The sequence below is a fragment of the Exiguobacterium sp. s189 genome (assembly GCF_018617615.1).
In the GTDB taxonomy this organism is placed as follows: Bacteria; Bacillota; Bacilli; order Exiguobacteriales; family Exiguobacteriaceae; genus Exiguobacterium; species Exiguobacterium aestuarii_A.
This window is the reverse complement of the sequence record NZ_JACSKM010000008.1, coordinates 1-20562: the sequence shown is the minus strand read 5'-3', so window position 1 is coordinate 20562 and position 20562 is coordinate 1. Positions and strand designations below refer to the sequence as shown.

General features: G+C 46.8%; 19 protein-coding genes. 13 read left to right on the top strand and 6 right to left on the bottom strand.

Features of this window, described 5'->3' with window-relative positions; translation table 11 throughout:
• Positions 1–6 precede the first annotated feature (6 nt).
• Positions 7–1038 carry a cytochrome d ubiquinol oxidase subunit II gene (locus KNO99_RS10770; RefSeq protein ID WP_214748358.1) on the top strand — a complete coding sequence of 344 codons (1032 nt, stop codon included), beginning with the start codon at positions 7–9 and terminating at the stop codon, positions 1036–1038.
• 129 nt (positions 1039–1167) lie between these two features.
• Complete coding sequence (locus KNO99_RS10765; protein ID WP_214695570.1) at positions 1168–1830, top strand: potassium channel family protein; 663 nt, start codon at positions 1168–1170, stop codon at positions 1828–1830.
• A gap of 79 nt (positions 1831–1909) precedes the next feature.
• Here KNO99_RS10765 and KNO99_RS10760 read toward each other — a convergent pair whose 3' ends face one another.
• Positions 1910–2698 carry a Cof-type HAD-IIB family hydrolase gene (locus KNO99_RS10760; protein ID WP_214748355.1) on the bottom strand — a complete coding sequence of 263 codons (789 nt, stop codon included), beginning with the start codon at positions 2696–2698 and terminating at the stop codon, positions 1910–1912.
• A 200-nt stretch (positions 2699–2898) separates the two neighbouring features.
• Between KNO99_RS10760 and rnjA the strand changes: the two genes are divergently transcribed.
• Positions 2899–4566 carry a ribonuclease J1 gene (gene rnjA / locus KNO99_RS10755; RefSeq protein WP_015881254.1) on the top strand — a complete coding sequence of 556 codons (1668 nt, stop codon included), beginning with the start codon at positions 2899–2901 and terminating at the stop codon, positions 4564–4566.
• Positions 4567–4626: 60 nt separating this feature from the next.
• Positions 4627–6084 carry a phospholipase D family protein gene (locus KNO99_RS10750; RefSeq protein ID WP_214748352.1) on the top strand — a complete coding sequence of 486 codons (1458 nt, stop codon included), beginning with the start codon at positions 4627–4629 and terminating at the stop codon, positions 6082–6084.
• 39 nt (positions 6085–6123) lie between these two features.
• Here KNO99_RS10750 and KNO99_RS10745 read toward each other — a convergent pair whose 3' ends face one another.
• Both KNO99_RS10745 and def read right to left on the bottom strand, forming a co-directional pair.
• Positions 6124–7749, bottom strand: coding sequence for an alpha/beta hydrolase (locus KNO99_RS10745; RefSeq protein WP_214748349.1), 1626 nt, complete (start codon positions 7747–7749; stop codon positions 6124–6126).
• Between the two features lies 1 nt (position 7750).
• Complete coding sequence (def, locus tag KNO99_RS10740) at positions 7751–8290, bottom strand: peptide deformylase (RefSeq protein ID WP_214748346.1); 540 nt, start codon at positions 8288–8290, stop codon at positions 7751–7753.
• Between the two features lie 331 nt (positions 8291–8621).
• Between def and pdhA the strand changes: the two genes are divergently transcribed.
• From pdhA to lpdA, 4 genes are all read left to right on the top strand, one after another.
• The gene (gene pdhA, locus KNO99_RS10735) at positions 8622–9707 is read left to right on the top strand and encodes a pyruvate dehydrogenase (acetyl-transferring) E1 component subunit alpha (protein ID WP_214748344.1); all 1086 of its coding nucleotides are present in this window, start codon (positions 8622–8624) and stop codon (positions 9705–9707) included.
• Between the two features lie 3 nt (positions 9708–9710).
• Positions 9711–10688, top strand: a complete 978-nt coding sequence (locus tag KNO99_RS10730) for an alpha-ketoacid dehydrogenase subunit beta (protein ID WP_214748341.1) — start codon at positions 9711–9713, stop codon at positions 10686–10688.
• 78 nt (positions 10689–10766) lie between these two features.
• Positions 10767–12062 carry a dihydrolipoamide acetyltransferase family protein gene (locus KNO99_RS10725; RefSeq protein WP_214748337.1) on the top strand — a complete coding sequence of 432 codons (1296 nt, stop codon included), beginning with the start codon at positions 10767–10769 and terminating at the stop codon, positions 12060–12062.
• Between the two features lie 4 nt (positions 12063–12066).
• Complete coding sequence (lpdA, locus tag KNO99_RS10720; protein WP_074034989.1) at positions 12067–13479, top strand: dihydrolipoyl dehydrogenase; 1413 nt, start codon at positions 12067–12069, stop codon at positions 13477–13479.
• 20 nt (positions 13480–13499) lie between these two features.
• Here the strand turns inward: lpdA and aac(6') are convergent, their stop codons facing one another.
• A complete protein-coding gene (gene aac(6'), locus KNO99_RS10715) occupies positions 13500–13949 on the bottom strand; it encodes an aminoglycoside 6'-N-acetyltransferase (RefSeq protein ID WP_214748334.1) in 450 nt (149 codons plus the stop codon).
• A gap of 75 nt (positions 13950–14024) precedes the next feature.
• Here aac(6') and KNO99_RS10710 point away from each other — a divergent pair, with 75 nt between their 5' ends.
• Positions 14025–14330, top strand: a complete 306-nt coding sequence (locus KNO99_RS10710; RefSeq protein ID WP_074034985.1) for a DUF3055 domain-containing protein — start codon at positions 14025–14027, stop codon at positions 14328–14330.
• Positions 14331–14448: 118 nt separating this feature from the next.
• On the opposite strand, the gene KNO99_RS10705 is transcribed toward KNO99_RS10710, so the two are convergent.
• Positions 14449–15930, bottom strand: coding sequence for an aminotransferase class I/II-fold pyridoxal phosphate-dependent enzyme (locus KNO99_RS10705; RefSeq protein ID WP_074034979.1), 1482 nt, complete (start codon positions 15928–15930; stop codon positions 14449–14451).
• A gap of 157 nt (positions 15931–16087) precedes the next feature.
• Between KNO99_RS10705 and KNO99_RS10700 the strand changes: the two genes are divergently transcribed.
• The 3 genes from KNO99_RS10700 (at position 16088) to KNO99_RS10690 (ending at position 18112) form a co-directional block, all read left to right on the top strand.
• Complete coding sequence (locus tag KNO99_RS10700) at positions 16088–16354, top strand: UPF0223 family protein (RefSeq protein ID WP_214748331.1); 267 nt, start codon at positions 16088–16090, stop codon at positions 16352–16354.
• Positions 16355–16591: 237 nt separating this feature from the next.
• Positions 16592–16780 (top strand): hypothetical protein, encoded by a 189-nt coding sequence (locus tag KNO99_RS10695; RefSeq protein WP_015881266.1) that lies wholly within the window; start codon positions 16592–16594, stop codon positions 16778–16780.
• Between the two features lie 78 nt (positions 16781–16858).
• Positions 16859–18112, top strand: a complete 1254-nt coding sequence (locus KNO99_RS10690; protein WP_214748328.1) for an inositol monophosphatase family protein — start codon at positions 16859–16861, stop codon at positions 18110–18112.
• A gap of 61 nt (positions 18113–18173) precedes the next feature.
• On the opposite strand, the gene KNO99_RS10685 is transcribed toward KNO99_RS10690, so the two are convergent.
• The gene (locus KNO99_RS10685; protein WP_214748310.1) at positions 18174–18350 is read right to left on the bottom strand and encodes a DUF5325 family protein; all 177 of its coding nucleotides are present in this window, start codon (positions 18348–18350) and stop codon (positions 18174–18176) included.
• A 163-nt stretch (positions 18351–18513) separates the two neighbouring features.
• Here KNO99_RS10685 and typA point away from each other — a divergent pair, with 163 nt between their 5' ends.
• On the top strand, positions 18514–20358 hold the full coding sequence (gene typA, locus KNO99_RS10680) for a translational GTPase TypA (RefSeq protein ID WP_074034963.1): 1845 nt from the start codon (positions 18514–18516) through the stop codon (positions 20356–20358).
• Positions 20359–20562 lie beyond the last annotated feature (204 nt).

The following is a 20562-nucleotide window of genomic DNA, read 5'->3' as shown; positions in this document are numbered from 1 at the left end:
TATGACATGCAAATTCAAGAGTTAGGGATTGCCGTCTTATGGACGTTCTTATACGGCTATCTCATCGTCGCATCGATTGACTTCGGTGCTGGCTTCTTCGCATTCTATAGCCGTTATACAAAACGGGATCACTTGGTGAACCGTCTCGTTAAACGGTATTTGTCACCGACTTGGGAAGTAACGAATGTGTTTTTCGTCTTCTTCTTCGTCGGGATTGTCGGATTCTTTCCGGATACAGCTTATTACTATGGAACGGCGTTACTCGTTCCGGCATCCGTCGTGTTGATTTTACTTGCGATTCGCGGTAGCTTTTACGCATTCGCGAACTATGGGTCGAAAGAAAGCACGCTGTATATGTTCCTTTACGGAGCCACAGGATTACTCATCCCAGCTTCGATGTCGACCGTATTGACGGTCAGTCAAGGTGGATTCATCACCGAGACGGAAAACGGCGTCTTCTTTGACGGCGCGAAGTTGTTCACCAATTTTTATTCATGGACAGTCGTCATCTTGGCGATTGTTTCAGTCCTCTATATTAGCGCGATGTTCCTCTTGTTCTATGCGGACAAGGCACGCGATCAAAATGCGGTCGAACTCGTCAGAAAATGGGCGCTCTTCTGGAGCGTTCCGACGATTATTGCTTCTGGGCTCGTCTTCTTCGGTTTGAAGTCGCAGGCGGCTTGGCACTACGAGAGCATCTTAGGAGGAAACTGGTGGTGGTTCGCAATGAGCTTCCTTTTCTTCGCGATTGCCGTCTCATTCGTTTATATGAAGCGAAATTACGGGATTGCTTTCTTGATGGTCATGGGACAATTCTTTATGGCATGGTTCGGCTACGGATATTCACACTTACCGTATATCTTGTATCCGTATATCGATATCAATGGAAGTGTCGTCAACGAGTCGATGGCGGTGGCACTCGTCGTCGTATTCATCTTAGGATTGCTCCTTCTCGTTCCGGCGCTCTACTTGTTGCTCCGTTTGTTCCTGTTTGACAACGATTATGTACGCGGGAAACGTTCGAGCGGAAAAGCATGACTTTAAAAGATGGGATTTCCTTCATATGAAGGAGATTCCATCTTGTTTTATGTAGAGTTTTGAAAGGGAATCAGTTACACTGAACGAAGAATCAAGAAGAGACCATGTGTAGGAAAGGGATGTAGGATTATGACAGGTGAATTTGCAGTCATTGGTTTAGGGCGATTTGGTGGGTCGATCGTCCGTGAGTTGTCTTCAAACGGATACGATGTTCTTGCCATCGATTCAGATGAGGAACGTGTCAATGAGTTTATGGGTTTAGCCACTCATGCCGTAATCGCGGATACGACAGATGAAAACGTGTTGAAGAGTTTAGGGATTCGTAACTTTGAACACGTCATCGTTGCCATCGGTGAAAACATTCAAGCTTCGATTTTGACGACGTTGATCTTAAAAGAACTTGGCGTCCAAATCATCACTGTCAAAGCGACAAATGATTACCATGAAAAAGTTCTCCGTCGCATCGGTGCAGATAATATCGTCCACCCAGAACGAGATATGGGCGTTCGGATTGCAAACGGGTTGATGAGCCAGAGCATTTTGGATTACTTGGAATTATCAAACGAGCATTCGATTGTTGAAATTAAAGCGTCAGATAAGTTATCGAATAAATCGCTCATCGATTTGGATTTACGGGCAAAATATGGGGTCAACATTGTCGCCATTCGTCGTGATGACGATGTCCTCATTTCGCCGCAGGCGGATGAGATGATCTTATCAGAAGATATTTTGATTATCATCGGAAAAGATACCGATCTCGATAGACTTGAACGGACGTTACGTTCGAAATAAAAAAAGACCTCTTGAGCGATACCGTGATCGTTGAATCGATTGATCCAACTCGGCGGTTTGACGCAAGAGGTCTCTTTTTTTAGATTAACTTCATCGCTTTCAATCCATATTCGATTCCATCTTCAAGAATCGATTTCGTCACAAAGTCCGCAACGTCTTTCGCTTCAGAACGAGCATTTCCCATGGCAATCCCTGTCCCTACATATTGGAGCATGGCCAAGTCGTTCAAAGCGTCTCCAAACGCGTACGTATTCTCGAGTCGATAACCGTTCGCTTCGATAAAGTGACGAATGCCGTCGGCTTTACTTGCACCTTTATTGATGACGTCCATCGCATGTGGATGCCAGCGGATGAAGTCGAACTCATGATAGGCGTCGAGATAGTGATGCTCATCTTCAGGTGTACAGTAAAGGAGCGTCTGATAGACGTCTTCTTCTGCGTGGAAGTTTGGTTCAAAGCCGGGAATCGGCATGTCGAGTTCTCCAAGAGATTGCTTGACGATGGCGTCATCCGGTTTTGAAGCGCCGCCGCGATCTTGTCCTAGATAGACGAGGGTATGGTTGTTCGAAGTGGCATGAGTCGTCAAACGACCGAGTGCATCTTTAGATAGCGTGTTACGATATACGATTTCACCTTTATGCACGACGATTTGACCGTTGTAACAAACAAGGCTATCGATTCCGACTCGTTCCGGGATATCCGATAACATCGCTGGTCCTCGTCCCGTCGCGATAAACGTCTCAACTCCGTTTTCACGAAGCGCTTGAATCGCTGAAATCGTTGAAGGTGGAATATAGCTACCTTCATGCAAGAGTGTGCCGTCAATGTCGAAAAAAACAACTTTTTGATCTTCCATTTGATTCACCATTCTTTCTCTTTGTCTAAAAAATATGTTTTCCGATCCCACTAAAAGGATAACACGAAATAGGGAAACTACCACGAATATCACATCGTTAGTGAAATATTGCCATGATATGAGCTATAATGAAAAAAGAATCTTACGGACATATTCGAGAATCACTTATGTTTCACATAGATGTATTAATAATTGAAGTAAGGAGAGATTAAATGAAGTTTGTTAAGAACCACCAAACAGCCGTGTTCGCATTAGGCGGACTAGGAGAAATCGGGAAGAACACATACGTTGTTCAATTCCAAGATGAAATCATCGTCATCGATGCGGGAATCATGTTCCCAGAGGATGACTTGCTTGGGATTGACTATGTGATTCCGGATTACTCGTATTTGATTAAAAACAAGGACAAGGTAAAAGGGGTATTCATCACGCACGGTCACGAAGACCATATCGGGGGGATTCCATTCTTACTTAAGCAAGTTCAGTTACCGATTTACGCGACAAAACTTGCGCTTGGTTTGATTAAAGTAAAACTCGAGGAGCATGGATTGTTGCGTGAGGCGGAACTCCACGAAATCGATGAGGATTCACTCATCAAGTTCCGTAAAACGAGCATTTCGTTCTTCCGTACGACGCACTCGATTCCGAACTCGCTCGGTGTTGTCGTCAAAACACCACAAGGGAACATCGTCCATACAGGTGACTTCAAGTTCGACTTCACACCAGTCGGTGAACCTGCCGACCTCGCCAAGATGGCGGAGATTGGAAAAGAAGGCGTGCTCTGTCTCTTGTCTGACTCGACAAATGCGGAAGTCGAAGGCTTCACGATGAGTGAGAGCGTCGTCGGGGGAACGATTAGCGAGACGTTCCGTAAAGCGGACGGTCGAATCATCTTCGCCACATTCGCATCGAACATTTATCGATTGCAACAAGTCGTCGATGCGTGTGCTGAGACAGGACGTCATCTCATGATTTTCGGTCGTTCGATGGAGAAAGTTATGACAATCGGGCAAGAACTCGGATTCATCAACGTTCCGAAAGGGATGATCATTGAAGCGAATCAAATGCGTCACTATGACCCGAACGAGATTGCCATTCTTTGTACCGGTTCACAAGGTGAACCGATGGCCGCGCTTAGTCGTATCGCGAACGGGACACACCGTCAAGTGTCAATCATCCCAGGAGATACGGTCATCTTCTCATCTTCTCCGATTCCGGGGAACGCCATCTCGGTCGGGAAGACGATTGACCAGTTGTATAAAGCAGGGGCTGACGTCGTGTACGGGAAATTGACGAACATTCATACGTCTGGACACGGTTCACAACAAGAACAGTTGTTGATGATTCGTCTCCTCAATCCGAAATTCTTTATGCCGATTCACGGAGAGTATCGCATGCTGAAGAAACATGCGGAGCTTGCTGAATCAGTCGGGATTCCGAAAGAAAATAGCTTCGTCATGGATAACGGAGAAGTACTCGCTGTCGATTCTGAGTCGGCTGCGGTCACTGGTAAAATTTCTGCGAACGCCGTTTACATTGATGGGAATGGAATCGGCGATATCGGGAATATTGTATTAAGGGATCGTCGTATCCTTTCTGAAGATGGACTTGTCGTCGTTGTCATCAGTATCGATGGCAAGACACGTAAACTCGTTTCAGGACCGGATATCATCTCGCGTGGATTCGTCTATATGCGTGAATCAGGTAGCTTGATCCGTGACGGCGAACGTCTGTTAAAGAAAACGGTCGAGCAAGGGTTGTCAAATAAACAGATGAAGTGGTCGGAGATGAAGCAACTCGTATCTGATACGCTCACACCGTATTTGGCACAAAAGACGCGGAGACACCCGATGGTCCTGCCGATTATTATGGAAGTATGATCGTACGGGCTGTAGGTGACTACAGCCCGTTTTTTGAACCGCAAAGGAGGAGGGGAACTCATGGCTAAGGAAAAAGGGAAAAAAGGATGGCTCAAGTGGGGATTGGTCATCATCGCGGTCATTTTTCTCATCACACTTGTATATCATCAAGTGAAACCGTTACCGGAAGGAGTGTCTCGACAATCTGAACCTTATCTCATTTCAGATGATCAAATCGATTTTCTTCATGATTTGACATATCAAGGAGAGGATACAGAGATTGTCGAGCAAGAAATTTTTAATGAAGTCGAACGAGCGATTCGGGAGGCCGAGGAATATATCGTCATGGACTTTTTCTTATTCAACCCATATTCGAATGAAGACCGGCAATATCCGGATATCACGTCGCGATTATCAACAGCGCTGCTAGAGCAAATGGAGCGATACCCAAACTTGAAGGTTGTCTTTATTACAGACGATATCAACACGACGTATAAAGGGCACGCTTCCGACCACTTTGATGTGCTCGAAGAGGCGGGAGTCGAAGTCGTATACACAAATCTCGATGCACTTCGTGACCCGAACATTCTGTATTCCACCTTTTATCGGATGGCGATCCAGTGGTTCGGCAACAGTCAGGACGGCTGGTTGCCGAATCCGATGGCCTCGTCGGCACCGGACATTACCGTCCGAGCGTATTTGCGATTATTGAACATTAAAGCGAACCATCGAAAAGTGATGGTGACAGAAAATGAAGGGTTTGTTTTATCGGCGAACCCTCATGATGCGAGTGGATATCATTCAAACGTCGGTGTTCATTTAAAAGGCCCTATTTTAAAAGAGATTGCTAAAGGGGAGCAAGCGGTCGCGACGTTCTCCAAAGGCGATGCGCGACGTTTCCCGGATGATGAGGCATTGTCAACGATTGAGGGTGAACCGACCGAGGCGCCGATGGAGATTCGTTACGTCACGGAAGGGAAAATCCAGGAGTCGGTGCTCGATGCGATAAATGGAGCAGAGGACGGCGATACGATTTGGATTGGCATGTTCTATTTGGCTGACCGAAATATTATCCAAGCGATCGAGGACGCCGCAGGCCGAGGCGTGACCGTGAACATGATTCTCGACCCGAACACAAACGCGTTCGGTCGCTCAAAATCGGGATTGCCGAACTTGCCTGTAACGGCAGAACTGAACACCGTCAATCCTGAACAAATCGAAATTCGTTGGTACGAGGTCGGCAAGGAACAATATCATCCAAAAATCCTATATGTGGACGGGGAAGAGAAGACTGTCGTCCTAGGTTCTGGGAATTATACGACACGGAATATGAACGACTACAACCTCGAGGCGGATGTCGAAGTAAAAGGAGAAGAGGATACAGCTTTCTTTGACGAGGTAGACGATTATTTCAATCGCTTATGGAATAACGAGAATGGAACGTACACAGTGGCATATGACGAGATTCAAACCGACATCCCACTCGGAAAGTACGTGATGTATTGGCTTCAAAAAGTAACATGGACGATGACGTACTAAAAAACAGCTATCCTCAAATTGGGGATAGCTGTTTTGACGTTAGTTCGTCTCGATTGGATTAAACTCGTTCGTGTATTCGTATAAGAATTTCCCAGACTCTTTCAAGACGTCACTCTTACGGTGAAGCGAGAAGTGATCGTACGGTACGGTCTCTGTCTGAATGTTATTCGTATACTTTTCGAGTAACAGGGAACTTGACGGCTCAATCAGATTAAACTCGCCGCCTCGTCCAGAGAAGGATAGCACTTGTACGGATCGTGGCCATGTCTCAAGTTTTGACTGGAACGCTTGTAGCCCGTCCGAGTTAGGTGATAAGTCACGGATGGCAGGGCTACCTGTGTTGATTCCAAAGTTACTAGCCGATAGGCCAAAGTTTGCGAGTCGAGTGCCGCCGAATGGACTATCAAACGTGACGAACTTATCGACGATGTATGTCTCCTGGTTCAAAATGTAGTTGGCAGCCGCTACGCCACCCATACTATGACCGAGGATATACATGCGATCGAATGAGCGGTTTCTCGTTTTCTTATACGTTTCAATGGCTGCATTTAACCATTTTGTTTGATTGTTCAAAGAAGCTTCTGCATCCTCGAACTCGATTCGAACGATTGGACGATTCGAGCTGTAGTCATAAATTTCGCAGTCGGTTTTTCCTTTGACGGTAACCGTACAAAGGGCACCGTCGGTTGCTTGGCCACTCTCTTCCATCGCTTGCGAGAAGCGGAGGAACGTTCGGTCAGTCCCGAGTAGACCATGCACCGCGAAAGTAGGGATAAACTCGTTCGTCTGCGACGCTTGGCGAATCGCCTCGGTTTGTCGCTCATTCGCCAATTCTTGTCGGAATGTCCCGACAATCAATACGAGTGAAAGGGAGACAATCAATAACCCTAACAGGCGCGAACGAATCGATGTTTCCTTAGGGTTGCCGATGTTTTTTCGATACTTACGCCAAATGAAATACCCTAAAATAATCGCTGCGACAAATACGATGATGGTGATCACCCATGCTTTAACGTTTGGCACATGGGCGACGAGTGTTAAATTATTCTGGCGTCCTCCGTACACTTGCCACTCGACATGCTTCATGGAGCGAAGGTCAAGGCCAGTCCCGTCTTCAACGAACACGCCGGTCGGAACGGTTAAATTAAAGCGGATATCGGCTTGCCGGATATATCGTTCAGCTAATTTCTTAGGTGAACCCGACAGTTCGACACCAGGCAAGTCAACCTGGTCTAGTCGGAGATCGAGGTTCGTCTGCATCGTGTAAGAGTCGAACCAGATGCCTTCTCGTTGCTCGATATCGAATTGAATGTCAGGTGGGACAAGAATTCCAGCTGGACCGGTTTTCCATTCTTCTTTAATCTGTTGTAACTCATCCACATTGCGGAACGTTTTTTTCAAGACCATTCCTTCATAGTCATCGGCGCTCGTATAATCTTCCGTTTCATAACCATTCTCTTCCGCCTGTTCCTTCCACGTATCCCAGTCGAGCCTGAGATTGAGCAACTTCATTACGGGATGGTCACGGAAAGCGTATGTGGTTTCAAGTGATACGGACTGATCGTAGTGGACGGTCGCATCATAATTGATGCGCACACATCCGCCGATTAAAAGAAATAAAAATGGGAATAGTAACAACAGTGCCCTTTTTCTCGAGCTAAACATGTTAGATCGGTTCGCCGTATGTGTCTAGCGGATTCGACGTATTGATTCGGTCATAGAATAAAATACCGTCCAAATGGTCGAGCTCGTGCTGACACACGATCGCGCGCATTCCCCGAAGACGAAGCTTAATTGGTTGTCCGTCTCGGTCAAACCCTTCTAATGTGATTCGACGAAAACGAGGTACATTTCCTTTGACCACGCGGTCGACCGACAAACACCCTTCCCCACCGTTTAAAAATGTCTGTTCGACGGAGTGGCTCGTGATTTTAGGATTGAAAATCGAGAGTTTGAACGTTTCTTCCTCTTCTTGTAGCAAGACTGTGAAGAAACGACGGGTTACACCGAGTTGTGGCGCGGCGATTCCGACACCACCTCGTAACTCGTATTTTTCACTCATCTCTGGGTCTTGACTATTGACGAGGAACGTCTCCATCTCGTTGAGTAGCGCCAAGTCCTCTTCGGTTGGCGGAATCGGTACTTCAATTGAACGTGCGCGAAGTCGTTCGTCTCCTTCGCGAATGACGTCTTTCATCGTTAACATGTGCAACTTCCTTTCTATAAAACGTATATGATTGATTATATCATATTTAAAGAGAGAAGAATGTGGATGGTACAGAAGGTGAAACGAAAATGATACAGAGACAAAATGAAGGTCATATCCCTTGAATGTAAGCGTTTTATTTCGGTAAGCATATTTTTTGCGTTATTATAACAACCCGTTTTATACTAACTAGGAAACGGCAGGAGAGCATTACTTTCCTGAATTACGTTAATACAGATTGCTTTTTTGGACAGATACACGTAAGATTTGAGATAGTGTTTGATCACAAAAAAGACAATTGTCTCATAGTTGAAAGGATGAGGTGAAACGAATGAACAACGTTCAGGTACTTCAAAACGTGGAAGAAAACTTCCAAACGTTCCGTATTCTCGACGAGAAGGGTGAGGTCGTCAACCAAGACGCAATGCCTGACCTAACAGACGAGCAACTTCAGGAACTCATGCGCCGCATGGTCTATACTCGAATCTGGGACCAACGCGCCATCTCACTTAACCGTCAAGGACGCCTAGGATTCTATGCGCCAGTGGCAGGTCAAGAGGCGACGATGATCGGGACGCAATACGCGCTCGACAAAGAGGACTGGATTCTTCCAGGATACCGTGATATTCCACAACTCGTATTCCACGGACTTCCGCTTTATCAAGCGTTCTTGTTCTCACGTGGACACGTGTCAGGAAACCGTATCCCTGAAGGTGTCAACGTATTGATGCCGCAAATCATCATCGGTGCACAAATCATTCAAACTGCGGGTGTGGCTATGGGCCTCAAACGCAACGGCAACAAAAATGTCGCTATTACTTACACAGGTGACGGTGGCTCATCACAAGGTGACTTCTACGAAGGATTGAACTTTGCAGGTGCATTCAAATCACCAGCAATCTTCGTCGTTCAAAACAACCGATTCGCTATTTCGACACCAGTTGAGAAGCAAACAGCAGCTAAAACGATCGCGCAAAAAGCTGTTGCAGCTGGAATCAACGGAATCCAAGTAGACGGAATGGACGTTCTTGCAGTGCTTGCAGCGACACAACAAGCTCGCGTAGACGCACTCGAAGGAACACCAACGCTCATCGAGTCACTCACTTACCGTTACGGACCACACACGCTCGCTGGGGATGACCCAACACGTTACCGTACAAAAGAACTCGACACAGAGTATCAAGAAAAAGATCCACTCGTACGTTTCCGTCTCTTCCTTGAGAACAAAAAACTCTGGAACGAAGACATGGAGAACGAAGTGATCGAGCAAGCGAAAGCTGATGTGAAAGAAGCAATCAGCCAAGCTGACAAAGAACCAAAACAAAAAGTTTCGGACTTCATCAACAACATGTTCGAAGAACTTCCTTCAAACTTGAAAGAACAGCTTGAAGAATATACTGCAAAGGAGTCGAAGTAAGTTATGGCTCAAATGACAATGATCCAAGCGATTACTGATGCGATGCGCGTTGAAATGAAACGCGACGAGAAAGTACTTCTCTTCGGAGAAGACGTTGGTAAAAACGGTGGGGTATTCCGTGCGACGGAAGGTCTCCAAGACGAGCTCGGCGAAGACCGTGTCTTCGACACGCCACTCGCTGAATCAGGGATTGGTGGTCTTGCAATCGGTCTAGGTCTTACTGGATTCCGTCCGATTATGGAAGTTCAATTCTTCGGATTCGTATTCGAAGTATTTGACTCAATCGCAGCTCAAATGGCACGTATGCGTTACCGTTCAGGCGGCGCTTACAGCCAACCGATCACAATCCGTTCACCATTCGGTGGTGGAGTTAAGACACCTGAGCTTCACGCGGACAGCCTTGAAGGTTTGATGGCTCAGACACCTGGTCTTAAAGTCGTTATTCCATCGACTCCTTACGATGCAAAAGGTTTGTTGATCGCGTCAATCCGTGACAACGACCCAGTTGTGTTCCTCGAGCACATGAAATTGTATCGTTCATTCCGTGGCGAAGTGCCTGAAGGTGATTACACAATCGAACTCGGCAAAGCAGATGTGAAACGTGAAGGTACAGACGTTTCAATCATCACTTACGGTGCGATGGTGCACACTTCACTTAAAGCAGCGGAAGAGCTCGAAAAAGAAAACATCAACGTTGAAGTCATCGACCTCATGACAGTGAGCCCGCTTGATATCGATACAATCGTAGAATCTGTTAAGAAAACAGGTCGTGCGATCGTCGTTCAAGAGGCACAACGTCAAGCAGGTATCGCAGCAAACGTTGTAACTGAAATTCAAGAACGCGCAATTCTTCACCTCGAAGCACCAGTTCTTCGAGTAACTGCACCAGACACAGTCTTCGCATTTGCACAAGCTGAAGACATGTGGTTACCAGACCATAAAGATGTCGTTGCAAAAGTTAAGGAAGTTGTGAACTTCTAAGATCGTGTCGAATAAATGATGAGGGAGAATTATCTCCCTTGTCGTGTTTACATGATGAATTGATGGGAGGAAAAACCAGTGGCAGTATTTGAATTTAAATTACCAGATATCGGTGAAGGTATTCACGAAGGTGAAATCGTCAAGTGGTTCGTAAAAGCAGGGGATACGGTCAAAGAGGACGATGTTCTTTTAGAAGTACAAAACGACAAAGCAGTCGTTGAAATCCCAGCTCCAGTCGACGGTACAGTCAAAGAAGTTAAAGTTTCTGAAGGTACAGTTGCTGTAGTCGGCGATGTCCTCATTACGTTTGACATCGAAGGCGACGCACCAGCAGGTGAAGAAGAAGAAGAAGCATCTGAACAACCGAAAGCAGAAGAGAAGACAGAAGACGTGAAAGAAGATGTGAAAGAAGACGCGCCACGCGACGTTCAACTTCACAAATCTGAGCGTGTCATCGCAATGCCATCTGTCCGTAAATATGCACGTGAAAAAGGTGTCGACATCCGTGAAGTAAACGGTTCTGGCGACAACGGTCGTGTCTTGAAAGAAGACATCGATGCATTCGCGAACGGTGAAGCACCGTCTGCAGAAGCTACAACAGAGAAAACAGATTCTGTAGCACCAGCAGCAGCTGCGAAAACGGAAATCAAGCCTTACGAGTCAGCGACTCCAGAACTTGAAACACGTGAGAAAATCCGTGGAATCCGTAAAGCCATCTCGAAAGCTATGGTTAACTCGAAACACACTGCACCACACGTTACGCTCATGGACGAAGTCGACGTTACAAAACTCGTTGCACTCCGCAAAGACTTCAAACAAGTCGCGGCTGACCAAGGCGTGAAACTCACGTACTTGCCATTCGTCGTGAAAGCATTGACTGCTGCAGCGAAAGCATTCCCAACAATCAACGCTTCAATCGATGATGTGAACGAAGAAATCGTTTACAAAAACTATTACAACATCGGTATCGCAGCTGACACGGACAACGGACTCGTTGTACCAGTCGTAAAAGATGCAGACCGTAAATCAATCTATGCACTTGCTACAAACATTAACGAACTTGCAGGTAAAGCTCGTGAAGGTAAGCTCGCTGGGGAAGACATGAAAGGCGGATCGATCACAATCACAAACATCGGTTCTGCTGGTGGACAATGGTTCACACCTGTCATCAACCACCCAGAAGTTGCAATTCTCGGTATCGGCCGTATTGCTGAGAAAGCTGTCGTGAAGAACGGTGAAATCGTTGCTGCGCCAGTACTTGCACTTTCATTCAGCTTTGACCACCGCCTCATCGACGGTGCGACTGCACAAAACGCTCTTAACATGGTGAAACGCTTGCTCGAAGACCCAGCACTTCTAATGATGGAGGGATAAGAACATGGTAGTAGGAGAATTCGCACAAGAAACTGATTTGCTTGTCATCGGTGCCGGTCCTGGTGGATACGTTGCCGCAATCCGTGGCGCACAGCTCGGAATGAAAGTAACAATCGTTGAGAAAGGCAACTTCGGTGGTGTCTGCTTAAACGTCGGATGTATCCCATCGAAAGCGTTGATCACAGCGGGACACAACTTCCAACACGCTAAAGGACATGATTCAATGGGAATCTCGTCTGACAACGTGTCAGTGGACTTCACAAAAGTTCAAGACTGGAAACAGTCAGTTGTTAACAAATTGACTGGCGGTGTCAAAGGTCTCCTTAAAGGGAACAAGATTGAGATCGTTCAAGGTGAAGCTTTCTTCGCTTCTGAAGACACAGTTCGTGTCATCACAGAAGACAGCTCAACTCCTTACAAATTCAAAAAAGCGATTGTTGCGACTGGTTCTACACCAATCGAGATCCCATCGTTCAAATGGTCAAAACGCGTCCTTTCTTCAACTGGCGCATTGGCACTTCCTGAAGTACCGAAGAAACTCGTCGTCATCGGCGGTGGATACATCGGTATGGAGCTCGGTACTGCATACGCTAACTTCGATACAGAAGTAGTTGTTGTAGAAGGCGCTAGCGACATCTTGTCTGGTTTCGAACCACAAATGACGCAAATCGTTAAGAAAAAACTCAAACAAAAAGGGAACGTCACAATCCACACAAACGCACTTGCTAAAGGTGTCGAAGAAACGGAAGACGGCGTAACTGTTAAGTTTGAAGTAAATGGTGAAGAGCAATCTGTTGAAGCGGACTATGTCCTCGTCACAGTTGGTCGTCGTCCAAACACAGGCGACATCGGTCTTGAGAACGCGGACGTTAAAATCAGCGACCGTGGAATCATCGAAATCGATGACCAATGTAAGACTTCGAACGAAAACATCTATGCAATCGGTGATATCGTTCCTGGACCACCACTTGCACACAAAGCATCTTACGAAGCGAAAATCGCAGCGGAAGCAGCAGCAGGTAAGCCAGCTTACCTCGACTACTCTGCAATCCCTGCAGTCGTCTTCACAGATCCTGAACTCGCAACGGTTGGTTACACAGAGCCACTCGCAAAAGAAGAAGGACTCGAAATCACAGTTTCGAAATTCCCATTCGCAGCGAACGGTCGTGCACTTGCACTTGACGAGCCAGACGGCTTCATGAAGCTCATCACTCGCAAAGAGGACGGTCTCTTGATCGGTGCTCAAATCGCGGGTACTGGCGCATCAGATATGATCGCTGAGCTTGGTCTCGCAATCGAAGCTGGTATGACTGCTGAAGATATCGCACTTACAATCCACGCTCACCCATCACTCGGTGAGATGGCAATGGAAGCTGCTGAAATCGCAATGGGTATGCCAATCCACGTCGTTAAATAAGCACGCTAAGAAAAACTCTCTCACGTTTCGTGAGAGAGTTTTTTGATATAGGTGACGACGCGTTCGACTTCTTTGAATCCGATTTTCTCATGGAACTGTTGGCTGCTCTCGTTTTCAAGTTCGGTATCCGATGCAAGTTCGACACAACCATGACGTGCCGCGAACATTGACGCAGCATCAATCAGACGGGCAGCGACACCTCTCTGACGCTCGGATTCAACGACATAGATTCCCTCCACGTAGGCTGTCGGAGACATGCTTGAACCTGGCACGTAGTCATGCCGGAAACTGAGCTGGCAAAATCCAATCGCTTTTGTGTCAGAGGATGCGATGAAATAATGCATTTTTTTTGAAGCAAGACCGAGTTTGACTTCCATCCGCAATTCCTCAATCGGGGCGTCGGACCATAGCTCATGCATCAACTGTACGAGTGCTTCTTGATTTGACGGTGTGGCATACTCAATTTTCATGATGGCTCTCTCCTTAGGTTTCATACTTGTAGTATAAAGGAAAATACTTGTGAAGAGAGAAGGGAGGGAATCCTGATGGCATTCGATGAGGAGTTATTATATACCGTATCTGAGACGAGTCGCGTACGTTTCACCGGGATTGAGACAGAAGCTGCCCGCTATGACTTTGGTTTCGTCTATACACACCAATTCATGGGCAAGGTATTAGTCGTCTGTATGCAAACCGGTCAATCGGCCCTTCTCGATCTACATGCTTTAGAAGAGCCCCGTCAATTGTATCCGATGCTCGGCATTAACTTAAATGATACAGAGCACGTCGCTGAATTTTTACGACTCTGCCTAGTTGAAAAAACAGAAGCATCTGAAGAAATTGACACTTGAAAACATGTAAGCGTTTTCTTATAATAGGCAATAGGGGAAGCAATTCGATCATCTACAGCCACCTTTTCTGAGATGACATAAAAAATGAGCCGGTCACGATGACCGGCTCATTTTTTGTTTAGCGAATCGCTTTCGTTTGTTGGATGACTTTGATCATCTGAAGAGACTCATCTTCAAGACCTTGAACCGGAAGACCGGCTTCGATGTTGGCCATGATGTAGTCGAGTGTCGACGTTGTGATCAGTTCACCTGGAATGATGATTGGAATCCCTGGAGGGTACACCATAATGAATTCCGCTGAAATGCGTCCGACGGCGTTCTCAAGAGGGATCGTCTCCGTCTCTTCATAAAACGCATCACGCGGGCTAAGTGCCAATGGCGGGATTTCAGGAAGCATGATCGAGAGTGAGTCATTCCCAGACTTCTGATAGACGGATACGACGTCACGCATCGCTTCAATCAATGCTTGAATCGTCGACTCATCGTCTGCTGACGTGACAATGAAGAGCACGTTCAATAGATCTGACATCTCAACTTCGATGCGGTGTTTCTCACGAAGGTACTTCTCGACCTCAAAACCTGTCACACCGAGCTCACGAACGGATACGAGAACTTTTGTCTCATCGAGTGCATAAGTCGATTCTGAGTGAAGCTCCGCGTGTCCGTAAACCGACAAGTTCGGCATTTGACCGATTGCTGTCCGTGCTGCTCGAGCAAGGTCAAGCGCACGTTCGTTCATCATATGACCTTTCGTAGCAAGCTGTCGACGCGCCGCATCAAGAGAAGCAAGGAGCAAGTATGATGTTGAAGTCGTTGTGATCATCGAAAGCATCGCATGAATCCGCTCTGGTGAAACGAGACCTCGGCGTACGTTCAAGATGGAACTTCCTGTCATCGAGCCGCCAAGTTTATGCACGCTCGTTGCCGCCACGTCTGCCCCCGCTTGCATCGCAGAAAGTGGGAGTTCATCGTGAAACGGAAGATGGACGCCGTGTGCCTCATCGACAAGTACAGGTACATCTTGTGCATGAGCGACGTCAACGATTCGCTCCAAATCACCCGCGACACCGAAATAAGTCGGGTTGATGACGAGTACGGCTTTTGTATCCGGATGAAGCTCGAGTGCACGTTCTACGGCACTTGCTGTAATCCCGTGCGCGATGCCGTATGTCTCATCGAATTCTGGGTGGATGAAGACCGGGTGCGCACCCGTCAAAACGAGCGCGGACATGACCGACTTGTGCACGTTACGTGGAACGATGATTTTCTCATTCGGTCCGACAACACCCATGATCATCGCCATGATGGCACTCGACGTTCCTTGAACGGAGAAAAAGGTCTCATCAGCACGGAACGCCTCTGCCGCCAAGCGTTCCGCTTCAGCGATTGCCGCTTTTGGATGATGAAGGTCATCGAGTGGGGCAATGTTAATCAAATCAATTTTTAGGGCGTTTTCGCCAATAAAGTCACGAAACTCCGGGTCCATCCCTTTCCCGCTCTTGTGACCAGGAATATGGAACGCAATCGGATTTGAGTCGACATGTTCAAGCAACGTGTCAAATAGTGGCGTTTCGAGCTGAGTAGCACCTTTTAATTTCAATCGTAAATCCCCCTTGGAATCAGTTTATTTATTAGATGAATGATATCGTTAATTTATATGTTGATTTAAAAAAGAAGCAACAAAAAAACTATAGAGATTTCTGACGTAACTTGCAATAGTTTTTTTTGTTGATACAATGAGTGTCGAGGTGAACAATATGCAAATCAATTATCCGATTAATCCGGATTGGACGACCGATGAATTGATCGAGGTCGTCGAGTTTTATAATGTCGTCGCACAAGCGAACGAAGGTGGAGTCGAGCGTGAGGTTTTCCTAGACGCGTATCGAGCTTTCAAGCAAATCGTAACATCTAAGTCAGAAGAGAAACAACTGAACGCGGTTCACGATGAACAGACTGGATATTCTACGTATCGTACCGTTCAGGCAGCGATGAAGTCATCGAGTAAAATGATTAAACTGTAAGTCCGAGCATGCCCGTGCAAATTCAGGCATGCTTTTTTGTTATTTCTTCTTAAAAGTCGGGTACAGTTACCTAACACTTATTCAGGTTTAAGGGGATTGAAATTGGGAATATATCCATTAAGATAAAAAATTCAAAATAGTCAGACAATTCTCTTTCTTTTTCGAATTTTATCTGATATACTCAATTCAACTCACCAAACCGTAACTTGTAGCCCAACAAAAGGAGTGTGGCATCTTATGAAACAAGTGATTGAGGCATTCAAAAGAAAAGACGCAGAAAAACGGATTCCGGTGCTGCGCTTGGAGATTGATTATGAATTGGCAACCCTTTTCGATGCGATGGCGTCACAGGATGATGCTACAGTTCAGGCTAGCAAGCATCGGTTGGAGAAGTACCGCCAAGAATTATTGCGTCTCGAAGCCTAACCATTACACACACATTCAACCAGTATTCCGAGCGGATACTGGTTTTTGTTTGGTACAATACAGTTGAGGTGATCACAGATGATAGAATGGTTTGCAGTCGATTTAATCAAACAGGCGGGAGAGCTGATTCGTCGCGAGATTGATCAACATTATGAAGTGGAACGAAAGACCGGAAAAGGAGACTTGGTCACTGAAATTGACCGAGCGGTGGAACAGCTGATTGTCCGCCGTATCCAAAACCGATTCCCGGACCATCAAATCATGGGGGAAGAAGGAACGACGGATACCCCAGACACGTTATCAGGAACGGTCTGGTTTGTCGATCCAATTGATGGGACGTTAAACTTTATTCATCAGAAGCGTATGTTCGCCATCTCGGTAGCTGTGATGGTCGATGGAGTCGTAGAGTACGGATTCGTCTATGACGTGATGGCGGATGAGATGTTTATGGCCAGAAAAGGGTATGGTGCGACATTGAACGGACGGACATTGACGAATCTACATGAACATCATGTACGAGATGCATTTTTAAGCATGAACGCGACGTGGGTCACGCCGAACCATCAAATTGCCCCGGAAATCCTTGCCCCGATTGTTCGGGACTCGATTGGGACACGGGCGCACGGCGCTGCATCGCTTGAGCTTGCTTGGCTCGCCGCAGGACGAGTAGACGGATACATCACGATGCGCAATATGCCGTGGGATTATGCAGCCGGAAAATTGCTCGTAGAAGAAGTGGGTGGACGGGTCGTTTCCTTATATGGGGAACCGATTCGATACGATGGGAGAACATCTGTATTGGCAGGAAGCGAGACATTCGTCAATGACGTCATCAAACACTATGTCATCGCAAAAGGGGTGACCCCGGAAGCGAAGCCGGATCTTCAAATCGTGGAACATGAATCGTATGAAGAAATTCGTGATCTACTCGTGTTAGCGAATCCGAATGAAGCGATGGTGCGAGAACAGTTTCAAACAGGACGAACGTTTAAAGCGTTACTTGGGGGAGAAATTGTTGGTGCCTATATGCTCGTATCACATGGGGCAGGACGGGTCGAGCTTGTCAATATCGCGGTGAAACCGGAGAGACAAAACCAAACGATTGGTCAGCGGATGCTACAAGACGCGGTAAAACGTGCGACAACACTCGGTGGTCAAGAACTCCTCGTTTGTACTGGGAATTCAAGCATCATGCAATTGCGCTTTTATCAACAAGCCGGATTCCGATTTGATTCTGTAGAACGTGATTACTTCATGAATCATGGATACGATCCGATTGAGGAGGATGGTTTGGTTCTACGTGACCGCATCTGTTTGACGCGTCCGATTTGAGTTATCAAATAAAAGCAAAGAGGGTTGCTCTGACGAAAGTCGGGCAACCCTCTTGTGTTTATTAAGATTGACGATCAGAAAGAATGCGACGACGTAATTGAATGCCAAAGAACGTCGCGACACCACTAAGTACGAGACTGCCTAAAATGATGGCGGCGCTGCCTTCGGCCACCCCAATGCCGATACCGACAAACCCAGCGACGACGGCCATGGCAATCAATAGAAACATAAGCTGCATGGAGACTCCTCCTTATTTTCTCTTCTCTACCCCATTGTATGATAAAAAACGTCCAATGAAAACGTTCACAGTCGATTCCACTCGACAAAGGTACTGTGACGTGTGCTATACTCTTAAAGTTGAAGAAAAGCTGAAACTTTTTAAATAAGAGAGGAATAACTACATGAACGTAAGAACAAACCTTCGTAACGTAGCCATCATCGCTCACGTTGACCACGGTAAAACAACGTTAGTCGATGAATTATTGAAACAGTCTGGTACTTTCCGGACGAACGAGGCAGTCGCAGAACGCGCGATGGACTCGAACGATATCGAACGTGAGCGCGGAATCACAATTCTCGCGAAAAACACGGCAATCGATTACAAAGACACACGCATTAACATCGTAGATACGCCAGGTCACGCAGACTTTGGTGGGGAAGTTGAGCGAATCATGCGTATGGTTGATGGCGTTATCCTCGTCGTCGATGCGCGTGAAGGCTGTATGCCACAGACTCGCTTCGTATTGAAAAAAGCACTCGACCAAGGACTTCGTCCGATCGTCGTTGTTAACAAAATCGATAAGCCGATGGTTCGTCCACTCGACGTTGTCGATGAAGTCGTCGATCTCTTGATCGATCTTGGCGCAGATGAAGATCAACTTGAATTCCCTGTCGTCTACACATCGGCTGTCAGCGGTTCAAGTTCGTTCGATCCTGATCCAGCAAACCAAGAAGACACGATCACACACGTGCTCGATACAATTCTTGAAAACACACCAGCTCCAGTAGATAACTCAGATGAGCCACTTCAATTCCAAGTAACGATGCTCGACTACGATAACTACCTCGGTCGTATCGGTGTAGGTCGCGTCTTCCGTGGAAAAATCAAAGTTGGTGAGCAAGTATCACTCTGTAAGACAGACGGTACGGTGAAGCAACTCCGTGTCACAAAATTGTTCGGTTACTTCGGCCTCAAGCGCGTTGAAATCGAAGAAGCTAAAGCGGGTGACTTGATTGCTATCGCCGGGATGGAAGACATCAACGTTGGTGAGACAGTTACGCCAGTCGGTAAAGAAGAGCCACTTCCGCTCCTTCGCATCGATGAGCCAACACTTCAAATGCGCTTCATGACGAACAACTCGCCGTTCGCAGGACGTGAAGGGGACTTCGTCACTGCACGTAAGATCGAAGAGCGTTTGATGAAACAACTTGAGACAGACGTATCGCTTCGTGTAGAAAACACGGATTCTCCTGACCAGTGGGTCGTATCAGGACGCGGTGAGCTTCACCTCGGTATCTTGATCGAGAATATGCGTCGTGAAGGCTACGAGCTTCAAGTGTCGAAGCCACAAGTTATCATCCGTGAAGACGAAAACGGTACGAAAGTTGAGCCGTTCGAGCGCGTGATCATCGACGTACCAGAAGAGTACACAGGTTCAGTCATGGAGTCGATCGGTCTCCGTAAAGGTGAACTTGCTAACATGAACACGAACGATAACGGTCAGACACGTATGGAATTCATCGTTCCATCACGCGGTCTCATCGGTTACCGTAACGAATTCTTGTCGGCGACACGTGGATACGGAATCTTGAACCACACGTTCGAAGAATACCGTCCGTATATCGCAGCTGATATCGGTGGTCGTCGCAGTGGTGTTATGGTTTGTATCGAAAACGGGAAGTCAACGGCTTACTCAATCGGTGCACTCGAAGACCGTGGAACGATCTTCATCGAGCCAGGTACGGATGTATACGAAGGAATGATCATCGGTGAATGTAACCGTGACGTCGACCTTGCGATTAACGCCGTTAAAGGGAAGCAATTGACAAACATGCGTGCTTCAGCAAAAGACTCGACACAAGTCTTGAAACGTCCGCGCGTCTTCTCACTTGAAGAGTCGCTCACGTTCTTAAACGATGACGAGTACTGTGAAATCACGCCAGAGTCAATCCGTCTTCGTAAAAAAATCTTGAACAAGAACGAACGCGAGAAAGCTGACAAGCGTCGTAAACTTGGTAAAGAATAAGTAGGTGAAAAAGGGAACGCTTCGGCGTTCCCTTTTCAGACTGTAGACAAAACGCCCGTTTCATTTCGTCTGAAACGGGCGTTTTGTCGTATTTTGGGTCATGAAGCGCTCTGATCGAGCCTTCGGGTGGCGCGTTGGGTGTTCTTCCACATCCAACGCGCCATCTTTTTCAGGTTGATGGCAGCAAAAGTAAGCATCGCCTGC

What these genes read in the sequence shown, in the direction of transcription:
- KNO99_RS10770 (WP_214748358.1), top strand. Translation starts at nt 7, where the DNA reads ATGCAAATTCAAGAGTTAGGGATTGCCGTCTTATGGACGTTCTTATAC.
- KNO99_RS10690 (WP_214748328.1), top strand. Translation starts at nt 16,859, where the DNA reads ATGATAGAATGGTTTGCAGTCGATTTAATCAAACAGGCGGGAGAGCTG.
- KNO99_RS10760 (WP_214748355.1), bottom strand. Translation starts at nt 2,698, where the DNA reads ATGGTGAATCAAATGGAAGATCAAAAAGTTGTTTTTTTCGACATTGAC.
- lpdA (WP_074034989.1), top strand. Translation starts at nt 12,067, where the DNA reads ATGGTAGTAGGAGAATTCGCACAAGAAACTGATTTGCTTGTCATCGGT.
- KNO99_RS10700 (WP_214748331.1), top strand. Translation starts at nt 16,088, where the DNA reads ATGCAAATCAATTATCCGATTAATCCGGATTGGACGACCGATGAATTG.
- pdhA (WP_214748344.1), top strand. Translation starts at nt 8,622, where the DNA reads ATGAACAACGTTCAGGTACTTCAAAACGTGGAAGAAAACTTCCAAACG.
- KNO99_RS10730 (WP_214748341.1), top strand. Translation starts at nt 9,711, where the DNA reads ATGGCTCAAATGACAATGATCCAAGCGATTACTGATGCGATGCGCGTT.
- typA (WP_074034963.1), top strand. Translation starts at nt 18,514, where the DNA reads ATGAACGTAAGAACAAACCTTCGTAACGTAGCCATCATCGCTCACGTT.
- KNO99_RS10695 (WP_015881266.1), top strand. Translation starts at nt 16,592, where the DNA reads ATGAAACAAGTGATTGAGGCATTCAAAAGAAAAGACGCAGAAAAACGG.
- KNO99_RS10745 (WP_214748349.1), bottom strand. Translation starts at nt 7,749, where the DNA reads ATGTTTAGCTCGAGAAAAAGGGCACTGTTGTTACTATTCCCATTTTTA.
- KNO99_RS10710 (WP_074034985.1), top strand. Translation starts at nt 14,025, where the DNA reads ATGGCATTCGATGAGGAGTTATTATATACCGTATCTGAGACGAGTCGC.
- def (WP_214748346.1), bottom strand. Translation starts at nt 8,290, where the DNA reads ATGTTAACGATGAAAGACGTCATTCGCGAAGGAGACGAACGACTTCGC.
- KNO99_RS10750 (WP_214748352.1), top strand. Translation starts at nt 4,627, where the DNA reads ATGGCTAAGGAAAAAGGGAAAAAAGGATGGCTCAAGTGGGGATTGGTC.
- KNO99_RS10765 (WP_214695570.1), top strand. Translation starts at nt 1,168, where the DNA reads ATGACAGGTGAATTTGCAGTCATTGGTTTAGGGCGATTTGGTGGGTCG.
- KNO99_RS10685 (WP_214748310.1), bottom strand. Translation starts at nt 18,350, where the DNA reads ATGCAGCTTATGTTTCTATTGATTGCCATGGCCGTCGTCGCTGGGTTT.
- rnjA (WP_015881254.1), top strand. Translation starts at nt 2,899, where the DNA reads ATGAAGTTTGTTAAGAACCACCAAACAGCCGTGTTCGCATTAGGCGGA.